Raw genomic sequence first — 18,517 nt, forward strand, 5'->3', positions numbered from 1 at the left:
AATCAGGGGTAGCAGGCCGGATTGAGATTTTGTGCTACTGATTTTTATTTGGCTGGTTTTTAATGTTGAGTAAGGCTTCCCGCTGCGTGCACAGAGAGAAGCCTGCCGGGATCAGGGCTGACCGGCCCACACCACCATCACCTTATCGTCGCCATGCTCACGAATAAATCCGTATCCCTGCGTCAGCGGCAGCGTGATTTGTTTACCGGCGCCAATGGCGGGATGTCTGGCCCTGAACTGACTGATTCGCTGCCAGTGGGCGACGCTGGCGGCAGATTTCCCGGTCACATCCTGCCAGTTCATCTCTGAGCGCGTACCCTGTAATGGGTCTGAGCCGGTTGGGCCAAAGGGGCGGGCCGACTCGTCGCCATAAAAGAGTTGAACCGCGCCAGGTGCCAGCAGCAATAGCTCGGCGGCGTTGTCTCCACCTTCGCGGAACAGACGTGTATCGTGCGAGGAGAGATAGCTCAGGACGTTGAAGTCCTGCAATTTATCCGCCATCTGCTGCCAGGTGGGGTCTATATTTGCCAGACAATCGACGGCCTTTGCCGCCTGCTCCTGGTAGTCGAAATTGATCATCGCATCGAAGCCGTGACGGTAATAGTCGCTTTGCATCACACCGTGACCCCAGGCCTCGCCAGTCATCCAGAAGGGGTTATCATCCAGCGCTTTTTCCGGATTGGCTTTCTTCCATTCGACCAGCGCCGCGCTGGCCTGTGTTTTTAGCTGCTGCCAGGCGGGAAGCTCGACGTGTTTAGCGGTGTCGACCCGAAAGCCGTCAATCCCATAATCACGCACCCACTGACTGAGCCAGTGCGTCAGATAATCCCGGGGTGTGTAGCCGGCGATGGCTTTGGCGTGCGTATCCGGCTTGTGCTGATAAAAGTTTGGCAGCCCGGAAGGCGTGGTGGATTCGGTTTTCAGATCGGGCAGGAAAGCCAGCGACATCGTCAGGTCGTCAAAGCCAGGATTGTCGTAATCGCCAATATCGGTGCGGATCCAGTTTTTTCCCCACCATTTTTCCCAGCCAGCTTTATCGCTAAAGTTGATGTAATCATTGAAACTGTGCCAGCTTTGCCCGGCGGATGGCTGCCAGTCCGTCCAGCGTTCCCCGAGCGTTTTTTTCAGTTCATCGCCCGATAGGTACAGTGCCCCAAACTGATACTCCTGCATATCCGCCAGCGTGGCGTAGCCGGTATGGTTCATCACCACATCAAACAAGACACGGATGCCGCGCTGGTGTGCGCCATCAACCAGCGCACGCAGGTCCGCTTCGTTTCCCATATTGGCGTCAAGCGTGGTCCAGTCCTGAGTGTAGTAGCCGTGGTAAGCGTAGTGGGGGAAGTCCCCTTTGGCGCCACCGCCGACCCAGCCGTGGATTTGCTCAAACGGCGCGCTGATCCACAGGGCGTTGACGCCTAACTGTTGCAGGTAGTCGAGTTTGCTGGCGAGCCCGCGCAAATCGCCACCGTGGAACGTGCCAATTTCCTGCATGCCGTCGTTGCGACGCCCATAGCTGTGGTCGTTACTCGGATCGCCATTCACAAAGCGGTCCGTCAGGACGAAATACACCGTGGCGTTATGCCAGTCGAAAGCGGCGGGGGCATCTGTTTCCGCCCGTTCCAGTAGCAACAGCCCGTTACTGGTTGCGGCGGGCTGTAGGGTAATCGACCCGTTTTTTACCGTTGCCGTTTGCTGGCTGTAGAAATCACGCACCACGGCACCTTCCGGGAAGGTCTGGCTCACGTCCAGCGTTAAGGGTGAACCGTCCCATTTCGGGCATTGGCGAATCTGGGTGGTGACGGTGTCCTTAGCACTTTTTACCAACAGCATCAGCGTCGGCGTACCGGAGCGGGTATCGATTTCCAGCGTGTAATCGCCGTCTTTGAATAAACGCCACTGTGGCGGCGTGCCTTCACAAGGTTTTAGCGACAGCATCTGGTTGAGTTTTATCGCATCAGCAGGCTGCCAGCACTGTTGGTCAAAATTCAGGGTTAAAGGACGGGTACCCTTCGTCAACGCTGCATGGCTGACGAATTTACCCGTACCTTCCGCTTCGAAGGTGGGAAGTCCTTGAGACGTCCATGATGAGGCGATGGCAATGCCGGGCATTAGCGCCAGCGCAACGGCGGCAAGTTTCATAGTGCTGTCCTTGATGCTGCGATTTTCGCCAGTTTGCCAGCGAAATCAGGCCGGAAACTCCTCCTTTGAGTTGATTCCGCCAGGAGGAGAAGTGAGGGTGAGCGATCGCGCGCAAAAAATGAACTGATTTTGCGATAACCTCCACATTTTCTTCGAATTAATGGCACCCAGAACCGTTTATACGTGACATAGTTTCAGAATTGGACTATTCCTGTGGGTGCTCTTGACGGCTATTTTTGATATGATTTGAGATTCATCTCTCATTTTTGTGAAAAATATAAGGTGTTGGAATGTATAAATCCGACCAGGAGACCTAATGATATTGACTCCCATTCGACGATATGGGGCAATGATTCTTATGTTACTCACCGTTGCATTTTCGGGTGAGGTGCTGGCAAAGACACACACGGCGACAACGAGTCACAAGCCCCAGATAACCAAGGCAAGTAATAAACAGGTTAGCAGTAAACAAGAGTATTCTCGCAATAGTGCAAAGAGTAGTTCACTTCCTGATTTGCGAAAATACCCTTCCGGAACACCAAGGAAAAAAGCGTTTCTCCGGACGGTTATGCCTTATATTACCAGTCAAAATGCTGCCATTACGGCGGACCGTAACTGGCTGATTTCAAAACAGTACCAGAACCGCTGGTCACCGACTGAGCGTACGCGTATGAAAGACATCGCGAAGCGCTACAAGGTGAACTGGTCTGGTAACACGCGTAAAATTCCGTGGAATACGCTGCTTGAGCGTGTAGACATTATCCCGACCAGTATGGTGGCAACCATGGCTGCGGCAGAAAGCGGCTGGGGTACGTCGAAGCTGGCGCGGAGCAACAACAACCTGTTTGGCATGAAATGTGGCAAGGGTCGTTGTAACAATGCACCGGGTAAGGTGAAAGGCTACTCACAGTTTGAATCAGTGAAAGAGTCGGTGAATGCTTACGTCATTAATTTGAATACGCATCCGGCCTACTCTTCCTTCCGTAAGTCACGTGCGCAGTTGCGTAAAGCCGATCAGGAAGTCACCGCCACCGCGATGATCCATAAACTTAAGGGTTATTCCACTAAGGGACAGAGTTATAACAACTATCTGTTTGCAATGTATCAGGACAACCAGCGTTTAATCGCCGCGCATATGTAATTTCGAGTGCCGGATGGCGACTTCGCCCTCCGGCTATCATCCTTATAGCAACACTTCACTGTTCACATCGCGATACTCTTTTGGCGTCGTGTCGTACTCTTTTTTGAATACCGAATAGAAATACTGCAGAGATGGGTAGCCGCACATCTGTGAAATTTCGTTGATTGAAAGCGTGGTAGAAATCAACAGGCTGCGCGCCTTTTCCAGCTTTTCGGCATGAATCACGGCGTGAATGGTCTCTCCGACCTCTTCTTTAAAGCGCTTCTCCAGATTCGAACGTGAAATCCCTACTGAGTCCAACACTTGATCAACCTTGATACCTTTGCAGGCATGGTTGCGAATGTAATGCATCGCCTGAATAACGGCAGGATCGGTAAGTGAACGATAATCTGTAGACTGACGCGCAACAACGCGTACAGGAGGAACCAGAATGCGCTGTAAGGGTATCTCTTCGTGAGCCAGCAGGCGGTGGAGTAGTTTGGCTGCCTGATACCCCATTTGTCTGGCCCCCTGAGCGACGGAGGACAAGGCGACTCGTGACAGGTAACGGGTCAGCTCTTCGTTATCGATACCAATGACGCACAGTTTTTCCGGTACCGGAATATGCAGATGTTCACAGGCCTGCAGAACGTGCCGCGCACGTGCGTCGGTGACGGCGATAATCCCGGTTTGTGGCGGTAAGGTTTGCAGCCAGTCCGCCAGCCTATTTTGCGCGTGCTGCCAGTTTTCTGGCGCGGTTTCCAGCCCCTGATAGACGACGCCGCGGTACTTCTCTTTGGCAACCAACTGGCAAAACGCATATTCACGTTCTGCGGCCCAGCGTTTACCGCTTGAGGCAGGCAGACCGTAAAACGCAAAGCGGTTAATCCCTTTCTCTTTCAGATGCAGGAAGGCGCTTTCTACCAGCGCGTGGTTGTCGGTGGCAATGTAATGTACTGGTGGATAATCTTGCTGCAGATGGTAGGAACCCCCAACGCCAATGATCGGAACATCCACATCGACAAGTAATTGCGCAATATCATCATCGTCATAATCGGCAATAACGCCGTCGCCTAACCACTCTTTAATGTTATCAATGCGAGCACGAAAATCTTCTTCTATGAAGATATCCCATTCCGATTGCGACGCTTGCAGATACTCGCCAACCCCTTCAACCACCTGACGGTCGTAGGCTTTATTGGCATTAAATAACAACGTAATACGATGACGTTTATAAAACATGGTTCTTTTCCTGCTGAATCATGTAGATAAGACAATGCCGGTTGCATTAACCGGCATTGAGATACACCCACTTCTTAAATTCAGGAACGACGTTTGGTTGCTGAGTCCATCCATACCGCCAACAACAATATCGCCCCTTTCACTATGTATTGCCAGAAGGTGGGGACGTCCATCATACTCATTCCATTATCGAGAGAAGCCATAATGAATGCGCCCATGACGGCGCCGGCAACACTCCCGACCCCTCCCGCCAGGCTGGTTCCCCCGATGACACATGCGGCAATGGCATCCAGTTCTGCAATGTTCCCTGCGGAAGGGGAACCTGCGCCAAGCCGGGAGCTAAGAATGAGCCCAGCAATGGCGACCATCAAACCATTAATAGCGAAGACGGCAAGTTTGGTGCGTTCAACGTTGATACCTGAAAGGCGGGCGGCTTCCAGATTCCCGCCAATGGCGTAAATTCTCCGACCGAATGCCGTGCGCGTGGCCATAAACATCCCACCGAGCAGCAGCAGCGTCAGCAGCAGGACGGGCGTTGGAACACCACGATAATCGTTTAATAGCCAGATTGCCCCTAAGACGACAATGGCTGTGAATGCCTGGCGACCCACAGCCGACGTTGATGCGGGAGTGGCGAGGCCTAACGCCTGGCGACGCATACGGCCTCGCCATTGCCAGCCAACAAACGCCATTAAGCCGAGAGCACCGATGACAAAGCCTGTGCCATCAGACAAGTAGCTCTGACCAATCTGAGACATTGCTGCGCTGGTGGGGGATACGGTGGTGCCGTTGGTGATGCCAATCAGAATACCGCGGAAAGCCAGCATTCCCGCAAGGGTGACGATAAACGAGGGAACCTTGCGGTAAGCAACCCACCATCCATTCCATGCCCCGAGGAGCAATCCCAGAGTCAGGGTTACGATCACCGTCAGCGGTAAAGGCCAGCCTAGCCAAACATCACAGATCGCCGCTACGCCGCCCAACAATCCCATCATGGAACCGACAGAGAGATCGATTTCAGCGGAAATGATCACAAACACCATACCCACGGCAAGAATACCGGTAATCGCAGTCTGTCGAAGCAGGTTCGAGACATTACGTGCGCTCAGGTATGCGCCATCAGTGGTCCACGTGAAAAACAGCATAATCACGATAATCGCCGCAATCATGACGAAGACTTGCAAGTTAAGCGATTTTATTGCTGGGAAACCACCTGTGATAGAGGGAGAAAGTTTCGCTTCAGACGGATTGTTTTTCGACATGATGTTCGCTCCTTAATGCGGCTTCCATCACCTGCTCCTGAGTCAGGTTATGATTTACCAGGTTAGCTTTCAGTTTTCCTTCATGCATCACGAGGATGCGATCGCTTAGTCCGAGCACTTCAGGTAATTCAGAGGAGATGACAATCACGGCAATGCCTTCCTGGACGAGCTGGTTGATGAGTTTGTAGATTTCATATTTGGCGCCGATATCAATACCCCTGGTGGGTTCATCAAGAATGAGAATCCGGGGATTTAACAGGAGGCAACGCGCGAGAATCGCTTTTTGCTGATTCCCTCCGCTCAGACGCCCGATCGCAAGGTCGGGGGACGATGTTTTTACTTTGAGCTGTTGAAGCGATTCCAGAATGCATTTTTGTTCAGCGGCATCATCAAGATGGCTCATGCCCCCGGTAAATTTATCGAGTGCAGCCAGCGTGATATTTTTCCCCACAGCCATCACCGGAACAATGCCATCTTTTTTTCTGTCTTCAGGCACCATGGCGATGCCATGAGCAATAGCTTGCTGGCAGTTATGGATATGCACCTGAGTGCCTTCAATAAAAATCTTTCCCTCCCAACGACCAGACCAGACGCCAAACAGACACTGTACGGCTTCGGTACGTCCTGCACCGACGAGTCCGGCAATGCCGAGAATTTCGCCCTGCTTGAGTGAGAAAGAAATGTCGTTGACGCGTTTTATATGGCGATTGACGGGATGCCAGGCTGTCAGATTCTCAACCCGTAAAATCTCTTCTCCCGTGGTATGAGGCTCGCTGGGGTAAAGTGCGGTGAGCTCACGACCAACCATCATGGTGATAATATCGTCTTCAGTCATGTTGGTCGCATCGCGTGTGCCGATGTGTTTACCGTCGCGAATAACGCAAATGGTATTCGAGATGGCCTTAACTTCATTCAATTTGTGTGAAATATAAATGCAGGCGATATCATGCTGTTGTAGGTCACGTATAATATTCAGCAGTATTGCAGTTTCCTGCTCGGTGAGGGAGGCCGTTGGTTCATCCAGAATAAGTAAGCGGACCTGCTTATTCAGCGCTTTTGCAATTTCTACCAGCTGTTGTTGCCCTAGTCCTAAATCGCCCACGCGCGTATCTGGCGAAATAGACAAACTGACCTGATCGAGTAATTTTTGACAGCGTAACGTCATCATCTCGTAATCAAGAACGCCGTTACGGGTCATTTCGTTACCGAGGAAAATATTTTCCAGTATTGTTAACTCTTTCACCAGGGCTAATTCCTGGTGGATGATCGCAATACCCTTACGTTCGGTATCACGAATATGGCTGGCACGGATGGCTTCGCCAGCAAAAATGATCTCGCCTTCGTAGGTTCCATGCGGGTAAATTCCGCACAGAACTTTCATTAGCGTCGATTTACCCGAACCATTTTCACCGCATAATGAAATGATTTCGCCAGCATTGATCCTAAGGCTAACGTTATCAACCGCCTTCACTACGCCGAATGTCTTGGTAATGTTTTTCATTTCAAGAAGATATGGCATAACTGCTCCACATAAGCCAATAAGAGAACCCTGCGTGGACATTCACGTATATCCGTGGCGAATTTGACACCACGTTTTATTGCCCTCTGATTTGCAGAGGGCACATGGCTTACAGATCGCTTTTCTTGTGGAATCCGTCTTTAATGACGGTCTCGTTAATATTGTCTTTGTTAACATCAATAGGTGTGAGTAGTCGGGAAGGGACATCTTTCAGGCCATTATTCAGCGAAGTATCTGCTTTAGGCTGTTGATCATTTCCCAGTTCGACGGCGATTTCCGCAGCGGTATTTGCGAGCAATGTAATAGGTTTATAAACCGTCATGGTTTGAGTCCCGGCGACAATGCGCTTGATGCCTGCAAGGTCTGCATCTTGTCCGGAAATAGCGACTTTTCCTGATAATCCTTGCGCACTCAGCGCCTGAATCGCACCGCCAGCTGTGGCGTCATTTGAGGCAACTACTGCGTCAATTTTGTTATTGTTGGCGGTTAGCGCATTTTCCATAATCTTCAACGCATTCTCCGGTAACCAGCCGTCAACCCATTGATCGCCCACTACCTTAATTTTTCCGCTGTCGATATAAGGTTTTAATACTTTCATTTGTCCAGCGCGGAACAGCTTCGCGTTGTTATCAACGGGTGAGCCACCCATCAGGAAATAATTCCCTTCGGGAACAATATTGACTAATGATTGAGCCTGTAATTCACCTACTTTTTCATTATCGAAAGAGATATAAAAATCGATGTCAGCATCATTGATCATGCGATCGTAAGCCAGCACCTTGATCCCTTCTTGTTTTGCTTCTTTGATAACATTGCTTAATACCTGGCCGTTGTAAGGGATTATCACAAGGACATCCACGCCCCGGTTTATCATGTTTTCAATCTGCGACATTTGGGTTTCTTCATTACCATTCGCCGATTGTACAAATACTTTCGCACCAAGCGATTCAGCTTTGTTGACGAAAATATCGCGATCTTTCTGCCAGCGTTCCAGGCGGAGATCATCAATCGCCATACCGATTTTTACTTCTTTGGCATGACCTGCGACACTGGTGAGTAAAAGGGATGTGCAAACAGCAAGTAAAATGTTCTTCATCTTCATAATCGTGATGCCTTTTGTAGGGGGGAAACAGCAGTAAAAGTAACAATCACAGCATAAGACGTAGCAGAGTTTTAACAGGTAACGGCGGGAAGGCAATTATAGATTTTTATCTTCCAATTACGTTTTTTGGTTTATTTCTTGATTTATGACCGGGATCGTATTTTAAATGATTCGTTACCTGGGTTGCATTTAAGTTTGATAAGTAACAATTTTTAAATTGGTCAGATTTTATTTTGAGAAGTAGCGCACACTTGTGAATTATCTCAATGGCAGTATGAAATAACATAATTGAGCAATAGGTGGGGAGTGCCCAATATTACGACATTATCCATCAACCGCCGCATTACCTGATTATGGAGTTCATTATGCCAGCCTATTTTGACCAGCTTGAGCGCGTTCGTTATGAAGGCACCAAATCAACTAATCCATTAGCATTTCGCCACTACAACTCTGATGAGTTAGTGTTAGGCAAGCGTATGGAAGATCACCTGCGGTTTGCTGCCTGCTACTGGCACACTTTCTGCTGGAATGGTGCAGATATGTTTGGTGTCGGTGCATTTAATCGCCCGTGGCAGCAGCCCGGTGAAGCGCTGGAATTAGCGAAGCGCAAGGCGGACGTGGCGTTCGAGTTTTTCCACAAACTGAACGTGCCCTACTACTGCTTCCATGACGTGGATGTCTCCCCGGAAGGCGCGTCGCTGAAAGAGTACAAAAACAATTTTGCGCAGATGGTTGATGTACTGGCGGCAAAACAGGAACAGAGCGGCGTGAAGCTGCTGTGGGGAACGGCAAACTGCTTCACCAACCCACGTTACGGCGCGGGCGCGGCCACGAACCCGGATCCGGAAGTGTTCAGCTGGGCCGCCACTCAGGTGGTTACGGCTATGGATGCCACGCATAAATTAGGCGGTGAAAACTACGTTCTGTGGGGCGGTCGTGAAGGCTATGAAACGCTGCTGAATACCGATCTGCGTCAGGAACGTGAGCAAATTGGTCGCTTCATGCAACTGGTCGTGGAACACAAACACAAAACCGGTTTCCAGGGCACTTTGCTTATCGAGCCGAAGCCGCAGGAACCGACCAAGCACCAGTATGATTACGATGCGGCGACCGTATACGGATTCCTCAAGCAGTTCGGTCTGGAAAAAGAGATCAAACTGAATATCGAAGCCAACCACGCCACGCTGGCGGGTCACTCGTTCCATCACGAAATCGCTACCGCTATCGCACTGGGCCTGTTTGGCTCTGTCGATGCCAACCGTGGGGACGCGCAACTGGGCTGGGACACTGACCAATTCCCGAACAGCGTAGAAGAGAATGCGTTGGTGATGTACGAAATCCTGAAAGCCGGCGGCTTCACCACCGGTGGCCTGAACTTCGATGCCAAGGTTCGTCGTCAGAGTACCGATAAATACGATCTGTTCTATGGTCATATTGGCGCGATGGATACCATGGCGCTGTCGCTGAAAATTGCGGCGCGTATGATTGAAGACGGTGGTCTGGATCAGCGCGTGGCTAAACGTTATGCCGGTTGGAATGGTGAGCTGGGCCAGCAAATTCTGAAAGGGCAGATGACGCTGACGGAAATTGCGCAGTACGCTGAACAACACAACCTGGCGCCAGTGCACCAGAGCGGTCATCAGGAATTGCTGGAAAATCTGGTGAACCATTATTTGTTCGACAAATAACGGGTCTCTGAGCATGTCCGTAAGCCCGGTCAGCTCGCGCGACCGGGCCTTTCTTTAAGGAACGATGCCCTATGTATATCGGGATAGATCTTGGCACATCAGGCGTAAAGGCCATTCTGCTCAATGAGCAGGGCGATGTGGTCGCTTCGCAAACAGAGAAACTCACCGTCTCGCGCCCGCACCCGTTATGGTCAGAACAAGACCCAGAGCAGTGGTGGCTGGCAACGGATCGCGCTGTGAAAGCTCTGGGTCGGCAGCATTCACTTCGCGAGGTGAAAGCGTTGGGAATTGCCGGACAGATGCACGGCGCGACGCTACTGGATGCACAACAGAAGGTATTGCGCCCGGCTATCCTGTGGAACGATGGTCGCTGCGCCGAAGAGTGCGTCATGCTGGAGAGCCTGGTTCCGCAGTCTCGTGCCATCACCGGCAACCTTATGATGCCTGGCTTTACCGCGCCAAAGCTGCTGTGGGTACAGCGCCACGAACCGGAGATTTTTAGCCGGGTTGATAAAGTCCTGCTGCCGAAAGATTACCTGCGCCTGCGTATGATCGGCGATTTCGCCAGCGATATGTCTGATGCGGCTGGTACCCTGTGGCTGGATGTTGCGAAGCGTGACTGGAGTGATGTCATGCTGGAAGCCTGTAAGCTGACTCGTGCGCATATGCCTGCGCTCTATGAAGGCAGTGAGATTACCGGAACATTGTTGCCAGCAGTCGCCAGGGCCTGGGGAATGCAGGAGGTTGCGGTGGTCGCCGGAGGCGGGGATAACGCAGCGGGGGCGGTTGGCGTGGGCATGATGAATGCCGGTCAGGCGATGCTATCGCTGGGTACTTCCGGGGTCTATTTTGCGGTCAGCGACGGCTTTCTCAGCAAACCGGAAAGCGCGGTCCATAGCTTTTGCCATGCATTGCCTGAACGATGGCACCTGATGTCCGTGATGTTAAGTGCGGCATCCTGCCTGGACTGGGCGGCAAAATTAACCGGACTGGCGAGCGTTCCTGCGTTGATTGCCGCAGCGCAACAGGCGGATGAACACGCTGAGCCGGTCTGGTTTTTACCCTATCTGTCCGGTGAACGTACGCCGCACAACAACCCGCAGGCGAAGGGCGTATTTTTCGGTCTGACGCATCAGCATGGTCCGGCGGAGCTGGCACAGGCGGTGCTGGAAGGCGTTGGTTTTGCATTGGCTGAGGGTATGGACGTGGTACACGCCTGCGGCGTGCAGCCCTCCAGCATTACGCTGATTGGCGGCGGGGCGCGCAGCGAATACTGGCGTCAGATGCTGTCTGACATCAGCGGATTGCAGTTGGATTACCGTACCGGCGGCGATGTCGGCCCTGCTCTCGGTGCGGCGCGTCTGGCGCAAATTGCCATTAATCCGCAGCAGCCATTATCAGACCTTCTACCTCAGCTTACGCTGGAGCAGGCGCATTATCCTGATGCCGAGCGCCATGCCCTTTACCAACAGCATCGGGAAACCTTCCGCCGAATCTATCAGCAATTACACCCGCTGATGTCCTGACCCTAAATCCCCTCTGGTAAACAGAGGGGATTTATCAAATATATATTTCAATCTAATTAATAATTAGCGCGCATGAATTTATTCTGAAAGTCCGGCGTAGTGACCTTTTCTGTGTTGTCTTTAGCGGGTTATTCATATTGTATCCATGATGGATAAGGAGGTCCCAATGAAGACGACAAGGCTGTTGCCATGGATATTATTCTTCTCTGGTGCATTGATTTACGTTATTGGCTTATGGCGGGCATGCCCGTTATTGAGTAGCAAAGGCTATTTTTTTGCCGTGCTGATGACGGGAATGTTTGTGACGTACGTTTATCAGCGTGCAGAAAATCTCAATCAGAACGATGAACACTTCGCCTCTGTATGTCAGATGGTGGCGCTTATCACTGTAGGGGTGCTGTTGGTGGGCGTATTGAATGTCCCATTATCACCCCTCGAAAAGGGGCTGTTCCCGCTGGCATTCATCGTATGTTTACTGGGGCAAGTTTTACTCATGCGTTCAGCAGAATATTTATCTAAAGGACCGGAACTCTAAATGGAAAACAGGATATCAACTTATTCACCGGCATTTAGTATTGTGTCATGGGTCGCGCTTCTCGGCGGCATTGTGGTTTATCTGCTGGGGTTGTGGAATGCCGATATGCAGTTGAACGAAAAGGGGTATTACTTTGCTGTTTTGGTGCTTGGTTTGTTTTCTGCTGCGTCGTATCAAAAGACGGTACGGGATAAATATGAGGGGATCCCGACTACGCCGATTTACTACATAACCTGTCTTGCCGCGTTTATTATTGCGGTTGCGTTGTTAGTTATCGGTTTGTGGAATGCCACGCTGCTGCTAAACGAGAAAGGGTTTTACGGCCTGGCCTTCTTTTTGAGCCTGTTTGGTACCGTTGCGGTGCAGAAAAATATCCGTGATAGTGGCTTTGAGCATCCAAAAGAAACGCTGGCAGTCGCAGACGATTTTACGGAGTGATCGTATGCCCTCGATGGTTACCGATCGAGGGCTTTTATTGTTAGCTCACCAGTCTGCGCGTATCGATGCGCTGTAACAATACAGACAACAGTAAACTTCCCGCCAGCGTGGCGCTAAAAATCCACAGCATATCCAGCGGCGGCCAGTTTTTGAGTTCTACACCGTTGGTGCGTAGCGCGTGAATGATCAGCGCATGAAAGCCATAAATGCCCAGAGAGTGGCGGGAAATAAGGCCCAGTACCGGCAGAGTGCGCGTACTGAGCGTATTTTTGACCAGCGTCAGGAGGGAGGCGGCACAAATAAACACCGCCGGACCGCAATAGAGATACCAGGTATCGGCAAAATTGCCTCGCCAACGCAGTTCATGCAACGTGCCTCGAGAAATAATAAACACTGCGGTGATAAACAACGCCGCACAGAGCCAGGTAAGCGCGCGCTTGTGCGTATCCATCATACCAATCGCTCGGCCTAGCATACCGTACACGATGTAGTAGAACGTGTCGCCACTGATGTACAGGTTGATGGGAAGCCACTCAAAACCGCCGATTTTTTGCGAGACGGTATTGGGATTGGCAATCACGCCAATCACCACCATGAGCGCCAGTAGCATCTTGCCGCTGATATTTTTCACCTGTATCAGTGGTGAAACCAGGTAGATGACGGCGATCGCGAAGAAAAACCACAGGTGATAGAACACCGGCTTTTGCAGCAGGTTCTTCAGCGACAGCTCAGCGTTGATCGAGGTAAACATCAGGATATAGGCCAGCGCCACGCTGCTGTAAAACAGAATGCAGAGCGCGATGCGCAGGAAATGGCGCGGTTTGGCGCTACGCTCACCAAAGAACAGATAGCCCGAAATCATAAAGAACAGCGGAACGCTGACGCGAGAGGCTGAATTGAGCACGTTAGCCAGATCCCAATTCAACGGGCTGACGCTTTGCGCATTGGTGATGTACCAGGTTGTGGTGTGGATCATCACGACCATTAAACAGGCTATCCCGCGCAGGTTATCAATCCAGAAAATTTTGGGCTGCATCAGTTCCTCTGTGTCCATTAAAAAAAGTCTGACCGATATTTTGCGAATGTAGCTCACTGGAATAATCCGAGTTCTTACGCTAAAGCTTGAGATGGTCTGATGAGATTCTCAAAATAGGATCTGTTTCCAGACACTAATAATAAGACTGACCAGCAAACCAGGCGGTAATAAAATGATGATGAAGTATTTCTTTCCCGCGATCGCTGCCCTTTTGCTGGTAGCGTGCGCTGACACACAACCGTCTGCACCTGCGCAGAAAGCGCAAAAGGTTAAGGTCAGTGCCACACGTTCGCTGGATATGGAGTCATTGTGCAAAAATGAGGCGGCGCAACGCTACAACACTGGCGCGCAGAAAATTGATATCTCCGGCCTGGAGCAATTCCAGGGCAGCTATGAGATGCGTGGTTCTACCTTCCGTAAAGAGAGTTTTGTCTGTTCTTTTGATGCAGACGGGCAGTTTTTGCACCTTTCCATGCGCTAAGTTCCCCCTTTTTCCCGTTTCGTACTGTATATCTTGCAGCCAGCGGGTATACTGATCGCTTCCTTTAAATCCACACGTATCCAGCACGAAATAATATGCAAAAGTTTGATACCAGGACCTTCCAGGGCTTGATCCTGACCTTACAGGATTACTGGGCTCGCCAGGGCTGCACCATTGTTCAACCATTGGACATGGAAGTCGGCGCGGGAACATCTCACCCAATGACCTGCCTGCGTGCGCTGGGGCCGGAACCGATGGCGACTGCTTATGTGCAGCCTTCTCGTCGTCCGACCGATGGCCGCTATGGCGAAAACCCGAACCGTTTACAGCACTACTATCAGTTCCAGGTAGTGATTAAGCCTTCTCCGGACAACATTCAGGAGCTGTACCTGGGTTCTCTGAAAGAGCTGGGTATGGACCCGACCATTCACGATATCCGTTTCGTGGAAGATAACTGGGAAAACCCGACGCTGGGTGCCTGGGGTCTGGGTTGGGAAGTGTGGCTGAACGGCATGGAAGTCACGCAGTTCACCTACTTCCAGCAGGTTGGTGGTCTGGAATGTAAACCAGTAACCGGGGAAATTACCTACGGTCTGGAACGTCTGGCCATGTACATTCAGGGCGTAGACAGCGTTTACGACCTGGTCTGGAGCGACGGCCCGCTGGGTAAAACCACGTACGGCGACGTGTTCCATCAGAACGAAGTGGAGCAATCCACCTACAACTTCGAATACGCCGACGTGGACTTCCTGTTCACCTGCTTCGAGCAGTACGAAAAAGAAGCTCAGCAGCTGCTGGCGCTGGATAATCCGCTGCCGCTGCCTGCGTATGAACGTATTCTGAAAGCCGCCCATAGCTTCAACCTGCTGGATGCGCGTAAAGCCATCTCCGTCACCGAGCGCCAGCGCTATATCCTGCGCATTCGCACCCTGACCAAAGCAGTGGCAGAAGCTTACTACGCTTCCCGTGAAGCCCTTGGCTTCCCAATGTGCAACAAAGACAAATAAGAGGCGGCCATGTCTGAGAAAACTTTTCTGGTGGAAATCGGCACTGAAGAGCTGCCACCAAAAGCACTGCGCAAACTCGGAGAAGAATTCTTTACTAATATAGTTTCCGGCTTGAATGCAGAAAAAATTGTTATTCACGATCCTGATAACTGTGCTTGGTTTGCCTCTCCGAGACGTTTAGCGTGCAAATTTAGTGGATTAGCTGAAGAACAGCTAAATGATGAAAACTTGCTTTGGGGGCCACCATCGCGTATTGCGCTTTCACCTGAGGGCTTTTTAACTAAAGCTGGTCTGGCATTTGTTGGTAAGCTCACTTCACAACCTATTGATTCTGATAAAAAAATTACTATTGATGATATCAATGACCAATATGGCTTAATCATTTCAAAAGCTTATGATGGAAAAGATGAAAAGCTTAATGCGCTAATCCAAAATGAGCCTAAGAAAGCTAGCGAGTTACTTCCTGCAATAGTAGAAAAAGCTCTCAAAAATTTGCCGATCCCGAAACTGATGCGCTGGGGCGCGTCTGACGTCCACTTCGTGCGTCCGGTTCACACCGTCACTCTGCTGCTGGGCGACAAAGTGATCCCGGCAACGATTCTGGGCATTCAGTCCGATCGCGTGATCCGCGGTCATCGCTTTATGGGCGAGCCGGAATTCACCATTGATTCTGCCGATCAGTACCCGGAAATCCTGCGTGAGCGCGGCAAAGTAATTGCGGATTACGCTGAGCGTAAAGCCAAAATCAAAGCCGATGCCGAAGACGCGGCGCGTAAAATTGGCGGCAACGCCGATCTGAGTGAAAGCCTGCTGGAAGAAGTCACTTCGCTGGTGGAATGGCCGGTCGTGCTGACCGCGAAGTTCGAAGAGAAATTCCTCGCTGTTCCGTCCGAAGCGCTGGTACACACCATGAAAGGTGACCAGAAGTACTTCCCGGTATACGCGAACGACGGCAAACTGCTGCCGAATTTTATCTTCGTTGCCAACATCGAATCCAAAGACCCGCAGCAAATCATCTCCGGTAACGAGAAGGTGGTTCGTCCGCGTCTGGCGGATGCCGAGTTCTTCTTCAATACTGACCGTAAAAAACGTCTGGAAGACCATCTGCCACGTCTGCAAACCGTGCTGTTCCAACAGCAACTGGGTACGCTGCGCGACAAAACTGACCGTATCCAGGCGCTGGCGGGCTGGATTGCTGGTCAAATTGGCGCTGACGTTAACCACGCAACGCGTGCTGGCCTGCTGTCCAAGTGCGACCTGATGACCAACATGGTCTTCGAGTTCACCGATACCCAGGGCGTGATGGGCATGCACTACGCGCGTCACGATGGTGAAGCGGAAGATGTCGCTGTGGCGCTGAACGAGCAGTATCAGCCGCGTTTTGCTGGTGATGACCTGCCATCTAACCCGGTTGCCTGTGCCGTGGCGATTGCCGATAAGATGGACACACTGGCGGGTATCTTCGGTATCGGTCAGCATCCGAAAGGCGACAAAGACCCGTTTGCGCTGCGTCGTGCCGCGCTGGGCGTACTGCGTATCATCGTTGAGAAGAACCTGAATCTGGATCTACAAACGTTGACCGAAGAAGCGGTTCGTCTGTATGGCGACAAGCTGACTAACGCCAACGTGGTGGATGATGTGATCGACTTTATGCTCGGTCGCTTCCGCGCCTGGTATCAGGATGAAGGTTACACCGTCGATACCATTCAGGCAGTACTGGCGCGTCGTCCGACTCGTCCGGCTGATTTCGACGCACGTATGAAGGCGGTTTCGCACTTCCGTACGCTGGAAGCCGCGTCCGCGCTGGCTGCAGCGAACAAGCGTGTATCGAACATCCTGGCGAAGTCTGAAGAGACGCTGAATGACCGCGTAAATTCGGCAACGCTGAAAGAGCCGGAAGAAATTGCGCTGGCGCTGCAGGTTGTGGTGCTGCGCGATAAGCTGGAGCCTGTCTTTGCAGCTGGTCGTTACCAGGAGGCGCTGGTTGAGTTGGCGGAACTGCGTGAACCGGTTGATGCGTTCTTCGAGAAAGTGATGGTCAACGTGGAAGATAAAGATCTGCGTATTAACCGTCTGTCTATGCTCGCAAAACTGCGCGAACTGTTCCTGCGCGTAGCGGATATTTCTCTGCTGCAGTAACGCTCCTGAGCTGACTTAGAAAAAGCCGGATAAGCATTGTGCCATCCGGCTTTTTTGTATGTTGTTAGCGCAGCTGTAATTTTGTCAGACAGGTCTGGCTGTCTTCCATCGTCTTGATGGGATACTCCGCCGTTTTACCGTTGTAACTTACCGCGATTGTGCCTGCCATATTGCGCGGTAGCCATACCCCGACGAAGCCATTTCGACCACTCTTCATCACTTTTTGTACCACCACCTCACCCTTGTTATCCGTCACTTTGACATTGAATGCCTTCTCCGGCATTTCGCCCTGGCAGCCAGAAAGGCTGTGGTTGAAGCAAGGATGTGTTTGCCATTCATAAGGGGCAAATGACAGATAGAACTTGTCACCGAGCGGTAGGGTATAAATCTGATCGCCCGAAGAGAGCTTCAGTTCGGTACTGGTGATAGATGCTGAGTACGGCAGCGGGCGGTTCTGTGGCGACTGGTCAATGGTCTCGACGATTTGCTCGACGGATTTACCGCTGAGCCCGTGTTCCGCCAGAAAAGCAGCTTCCGGAGTTGCTGCGAACGCGCTAGCGGTAGTGAGCAAACCTAAAACCAGCAGCAGTGAGGATTTCGACATAGCTTCCATTCCTTGTGAATATTGTGGAATACAGACTGGCTCACTATAAAGCTTGCCCTTAGGGAAAGGTCAAAGGGAGGACGGGTAAAGTAATGCAAAGAAGCGTTTGGGCGGGGAGTCTTGCGAAGTACAGATAAAAAAAATCCCCGCCGTTTGGCAGGGATTCAGAATTTTGAGCTTTTTAAGCTTACAGGCTGGTTACGTTGCCAGCTGCCGGGCCTTTAGCGCCGCTTTCGATGGTGAAGGAAACTTTCTGACCTTCGTCCAGAGATTTGTAGCCATCGTTCTGGATAGCAGAGAAGTGTACGAACACGTCTTTAGAGCCATCGTCAGGAGTGATGAAGCCGAAACCTTTGTCAGCGTTGAACCATTTTACGATACCAGTCATTTTACCGGACATAGTGTATTACCTTTTAAAAAATAAGTGTGCCTTTCGGCGATATGGCGTGCTTTACAGATTTTTTAACAGTAAAGGAAATGCTCACTACGAAGGGTATCAACGATAACTCTTGAAGGGACTTGCCTTACTAACTGCTGTAATGGTCTGTACGTCAAACCGTTGAGGGCATTAACTCATTTTACGCATGTGGATGCAACTACTATTTTCTTTTTTGTGGATAACCCCCTTAAGGGAACGGCCCTTTTACAGGACCGTTCATAAGTAAAATTGAAAAAT

The 18,517-nt window shown here is 51.1% G+C and carries 16 protein-coding genes; 8 read left to right on the forward strand and 8 right to left on the reverse strand.

Features of this window, described 5'->3' with window-relative positions:
• Positions 1-111: 111 nt before the first annotated feature.
• On the reverse strand, positions 112-2,142 hold the full coding sequence (gene malS / locus HV302_RS00855; RefSeq protein ID WP_181626803.1) for an alpha-amylase: 2,031 nt from the start codon (positions 2,140-2,142) through the stop codon (positions 112-114).
• Positions 2,143-2,458: 316 nt separating this feature from the next.
• On the opposite strand from malS, the gene HV302_RS00860 reads away from it, so the two are divergent.
• Positions 2,459-3,283, forward strand: coding sequence for a protein bax (locus tag HV302_RS00860; protein WP_016154930.1), 825 nt, complete (start codon positions 2,459-2,461; stop codon positions 3,281-3,283).
• A gap of 42 nt (positions 3,284-3,325) precedes the next feature.
• On the opposite strand, the gene xylR is transcribed toward HV302_RS00860, so the two are convergent.
• The 4 genes from xylR to xylF all read right to left on the reverse strand — a co-directional run bounded on the left by xylR (position 3,326) and on the right by xylF (position 8,387).
• A complete protein-coding gene (gene xylR, locus HV302_RS00865; protein ID WP_016154929.1) occupies positions 3,326-4,504 on the reverse strand; it encodes a D-xylose utilization transcriptional activator XylR in 1,179 nt (392 codons plus the stop codon).
• A gap of 80 nt (positions 4,505-4,584) precedes the next feature.
• A complete protein-coding gene (gene xylH, locus HV302_RS00870; protein WP_016154928.1) occupies positions 4,585-5,766 on the reverse strand; it encodes a xylose ABC transporter permease XylH in 1,182 nt (393 codons plus the stop codon).
• Positions 5,744-7,285, reverse strand: coding sequence for a xylose ABC transporter ATP-binding protein (locus HV302_RS00875; RefSeq protein ID WP_046275786.1), 1,542 nt, complete (start codon positions 7,283-7,285; stop codon positions 5,744-5,746). The genes xylH and HV302_RS00875 overlap by 23 nt, the downstream gene beginning before the upstream one ends.
• Positions 7,286-7,394: 109 nt before the next feature.
• Positions 7,395-8,387 carry a D-xylose ABC transporter substrate-binding protein gene (gene xylF / locus HV302_RS00880; RefSeq protein WP_016154926.1) on the reverse strand — a complete coding sequence of 331 codons (993 nt, stop codon included), beginning with the start codon at positions 8,385-8,387 and terminating at the stop codon, positions 7,395-7,397.
• A 365-nt stretch (positions 8,388-8,752) separates the two neighbouring features.
• On the opposite strand from xylF, the gene xylA reads away from it, so the two are divergent.
• The 4 genes from xylA to yiaA all read left to right on the forward strand — a co-directional run bounded on the left by xylA (position 8,753) and on the right by yiaA (position 12,574).
• Complete coding sequence (gene xylA, locus HV302_RS00885; protein ID WP_016154925.1) at positions 8,753-10,075, forward strand: xylose isomerase; 1,323 nt, start codon at positions 8,753-8,755, stop codon at positions 10,073-10,075.
• 71 nt (positions 10,076-10,146) lie between these two features.
• On the forward strand, positions 10,147-11,601 hold the full coding sequence (xylB, locus tag HV302_RS00890; protein ID WP_181626804.1) for a xylulokinase: 1,455 nt from the start codon (positions 10,147-10,149) through the stop codon (positions 11,599-11,601).
• Positions 11,602-11,767: 166 nt separating this feature from the next.
• On the forward strand, positions 11,768-12,136 hold the full coding sequence (yiaB, locus tag HV302_RS00895) for an inner membrane protein YiaB (RefSeq protein ID WP_047415855.1): 369 nt from the start codon (positions 11,768-11,770) through the stop codon (positions 12,134-12,136).
• Positions 12,137-12,574: an inner membrane protein YiaA gene (gene yiaA, locus HV302_RS00900; RefSeq protein ID WP_080859290.1), complete on the forward strand. Its 438-nt coding sequence runs from the start codon at positions 12,137-12,139 to the stop codon at positions 12,572-12,574. It abuts the gene before it with no gap.
• A gap of 40 nt (positions 12,575-12,614) precedes the next feature.
• Here yiaA and HV302_RS00905 read toward each other — a convergent pair whose 3' ends face one another.
• On the reverse strand, positions 12,615-13,610 hold the full coding sequence (locus tag HV302_RS00905) for an acyltransferase (protein WP_181626805.1): 996 nt from the start codon (positions 13,608-13,610) through the stop codon (positions 12,615-12,617).
• A gap of 172 nt (positions 13,611-13,782) precedes the next feature.
• On the opposite strand from HV302_RS00905, the gene HV302_RS00910 reads away from it, so the two are divergent.
• From HV302_RS00910 to glyS, 3 genes are all read left to right on the forward strand, one after another.
• Positions 13,783-14,091: a YsaB family lipoprotein gene (locus tag HV302_RS00910; protein WP_079939658.1), complete on the forward strand. Its 309-nt coding sequence runs from the start codon at positions 13,783-13,785 to the stop codon at positions 14,089-14,091.
• A 95-nt stretch (positions 14,092-14,186) separates the two neighbouring features.
• On the forward strand, positions 14,187-15,098 hold the full coding sequence (gene glyQ / locus HV302_RS00915; protein WP_016154919.1) for a glycine--tRNA ligase subunit alpha: 912 nt from the start codon (positions 14,187-14,189) through the stop codon (positions 15,096-15,098).
• Positions 15,099-15,107: 9 nt separating this feature from the next.
• Positions 15,108-17,237, forward strand: coding sequence for a glycine--tRNA ligase subunit beta (gene glyS, locus HV302_RS00920; protein ID WP_181626806.1), 2,130 nt, complete (start codon positions 15,108-15,110; stop codon positions 17,235-17,237).
• Between the two features lie 64 nt (positions 17,238-17,301).
• Here glyS and cueP read toward each other — a convergent pair whose 3' ends face one another.
• Positions 17,302-17,841: a copper-binding periplasmic metallochaperone CueP gene (gene cueP, locus HV302_RS00925; protein WP_016157727.1), complete on the reverse strand. Its 540-nt coding sequence runs from the start codon at positions 17,839-17,841 to the stop codon at positions 17,302-17,304.
• Positions 17,842-18,028: 187 nt separating this feature from the next.
• Positions 18,029-18,241 carry a transcription antiterminator/RNA stability regulator CspE gene (gene cspE, locus HV302_RS00930; protein ID WP_000014594.1) on the reverse strand — a complete coding sequence of 71 codons (213 nt, stop codon included), beginning with the start codon at positions 18,239-18,241 and terminating at the stop codon, positions 18,029-18,031.
• Between the last annotated feature and the right edge of the window lie 276 nt (positions 18,242-18,517).

This window comes from Citrobacter sp. RHBSTW-00859, from assembly GCF_013729795.1.
In the GTDB taxonomy this organism is placed as follows: domain Bacteria; phylum Pseudomonadota; class Gammaproteobacteria; order Enterobacterales; family Enterobacteriaceae; genus Citrobacter; species Citrobacter braakii.

What these genes read in the sequence shown, in the direction of transcription:
- xylF (WP_016154926.1), bottom strand. Translation starts at nt 8,387, where the DNA reads ATGAAGATGAAGAACATTTTACTTGCTGTTTGCACATCCCTTTTACTC.
- glyS (WP_181626806.1), top strand. Translation starts at nt 15,108, where the DNA reads ATGTCTGAGAAAACTTTTCTGGTGGAAATCGGCACTGAAGAGCTGCCA.
- glyQ (WP_016154919.1), top strand. Translation starts at nt 14,187, where the DNA reads ATGCAAAAGTTTGATACCAGGACCTTCCAGGGCTTGATCCTGACCTTA.
- HV302_RS00910 (WP_079939658.1), top strand. Translation starts at nt 13,783, where the DNA reads ATGATGATGAAGTATTTCTTTCCCGCGATCGCTGCCCTTTTGCTGGTA.
- cueP (WP_016157727.1), bottom strand. Translation starts at nt 17,841, where the DNA reads ATGTCGAAATCCTCACTGCTGCTGGTTTTAGGTTTGCTCACTACCGCT.
- yiaA (WP_080859290.1), top strand. Translation starts at nt 12,137, where the DNA reads ATGGAAAACAGGATATCAACTTATTCACCGGCATTTAGTATTGTGTCA.
- HV302_RS00905 (WP_181626805.1), bottom strand. Translation starts at nt 13,610, where the DNA reads ATGCAGCCCAAAATTTTCTGGATTGATAACCTGCGCGGGATAGCCTGT.
- HV302_RS00860 (WP_016154930.1), top strand. Translation starts at nt 2,459, where the DNA reads ATGATATTGACTCCCATTCGACGATATGGGGCAATGATTCTTATGTTA.
- xylB (WP_181626804.1), top strand. Translation starts at nt 10,147, where the DNA reads ATGTATATCGGGATAGATCTTGGCACATCAGGCGTAAAGGCCATTCTG.
- xylR (WP_016154929.1), bottom strand. Translation starts at nt 4,504, where the DNA reads ATGTTTTATAAACGTCATCGTATTACGTTGTTATTTAATGCCAATAAA.
- HV302_RS00875 (WP_046275786.1), bottom strand. Translation starts at nt 7,285, where the DNA reads ATGCCATATCTTCTTGAAATGAAAAACATTACCAAGACATTCGGCGTA.
- malS (WP_181626803.1), bottom strand. Translation starts at nt 2,142, where the DNA reads ATGAAACTTGCCGCCGTTGCGCTGGCGCTAATGCCCGGCATTGCCATC.
- xylH (WP_016154928.1), bottom strand. Translation starts at nt 5,766, where the DNA reads ATGTCGAAAAACAATCCGTCTGAAGCGAAACTTTCTCCCTCTATCACA.
- cspE (WP_000014594.1), bottom strand. Translation starts at nt 18,241, where the DNA reads ATGTCCGGTAAAATGACTGGTATCGTAAAATGGTTCAACGCTGACAAA.
- yiaB (WP_047415855.1), top strand. Translation starts at nt 11,768, where the DNA reads ATGAAGACGACAAGGCTGTTGCCATGGATATTATTCTTCTCTGGTGCA.
- xylA (WP_016154925.1), top strand. Translation starts at nt 8,753, where the DNA reads ATGCCAGCCTATTTTGACCAGCTTGAGCGCGTTCGTTATGAAGGCACC.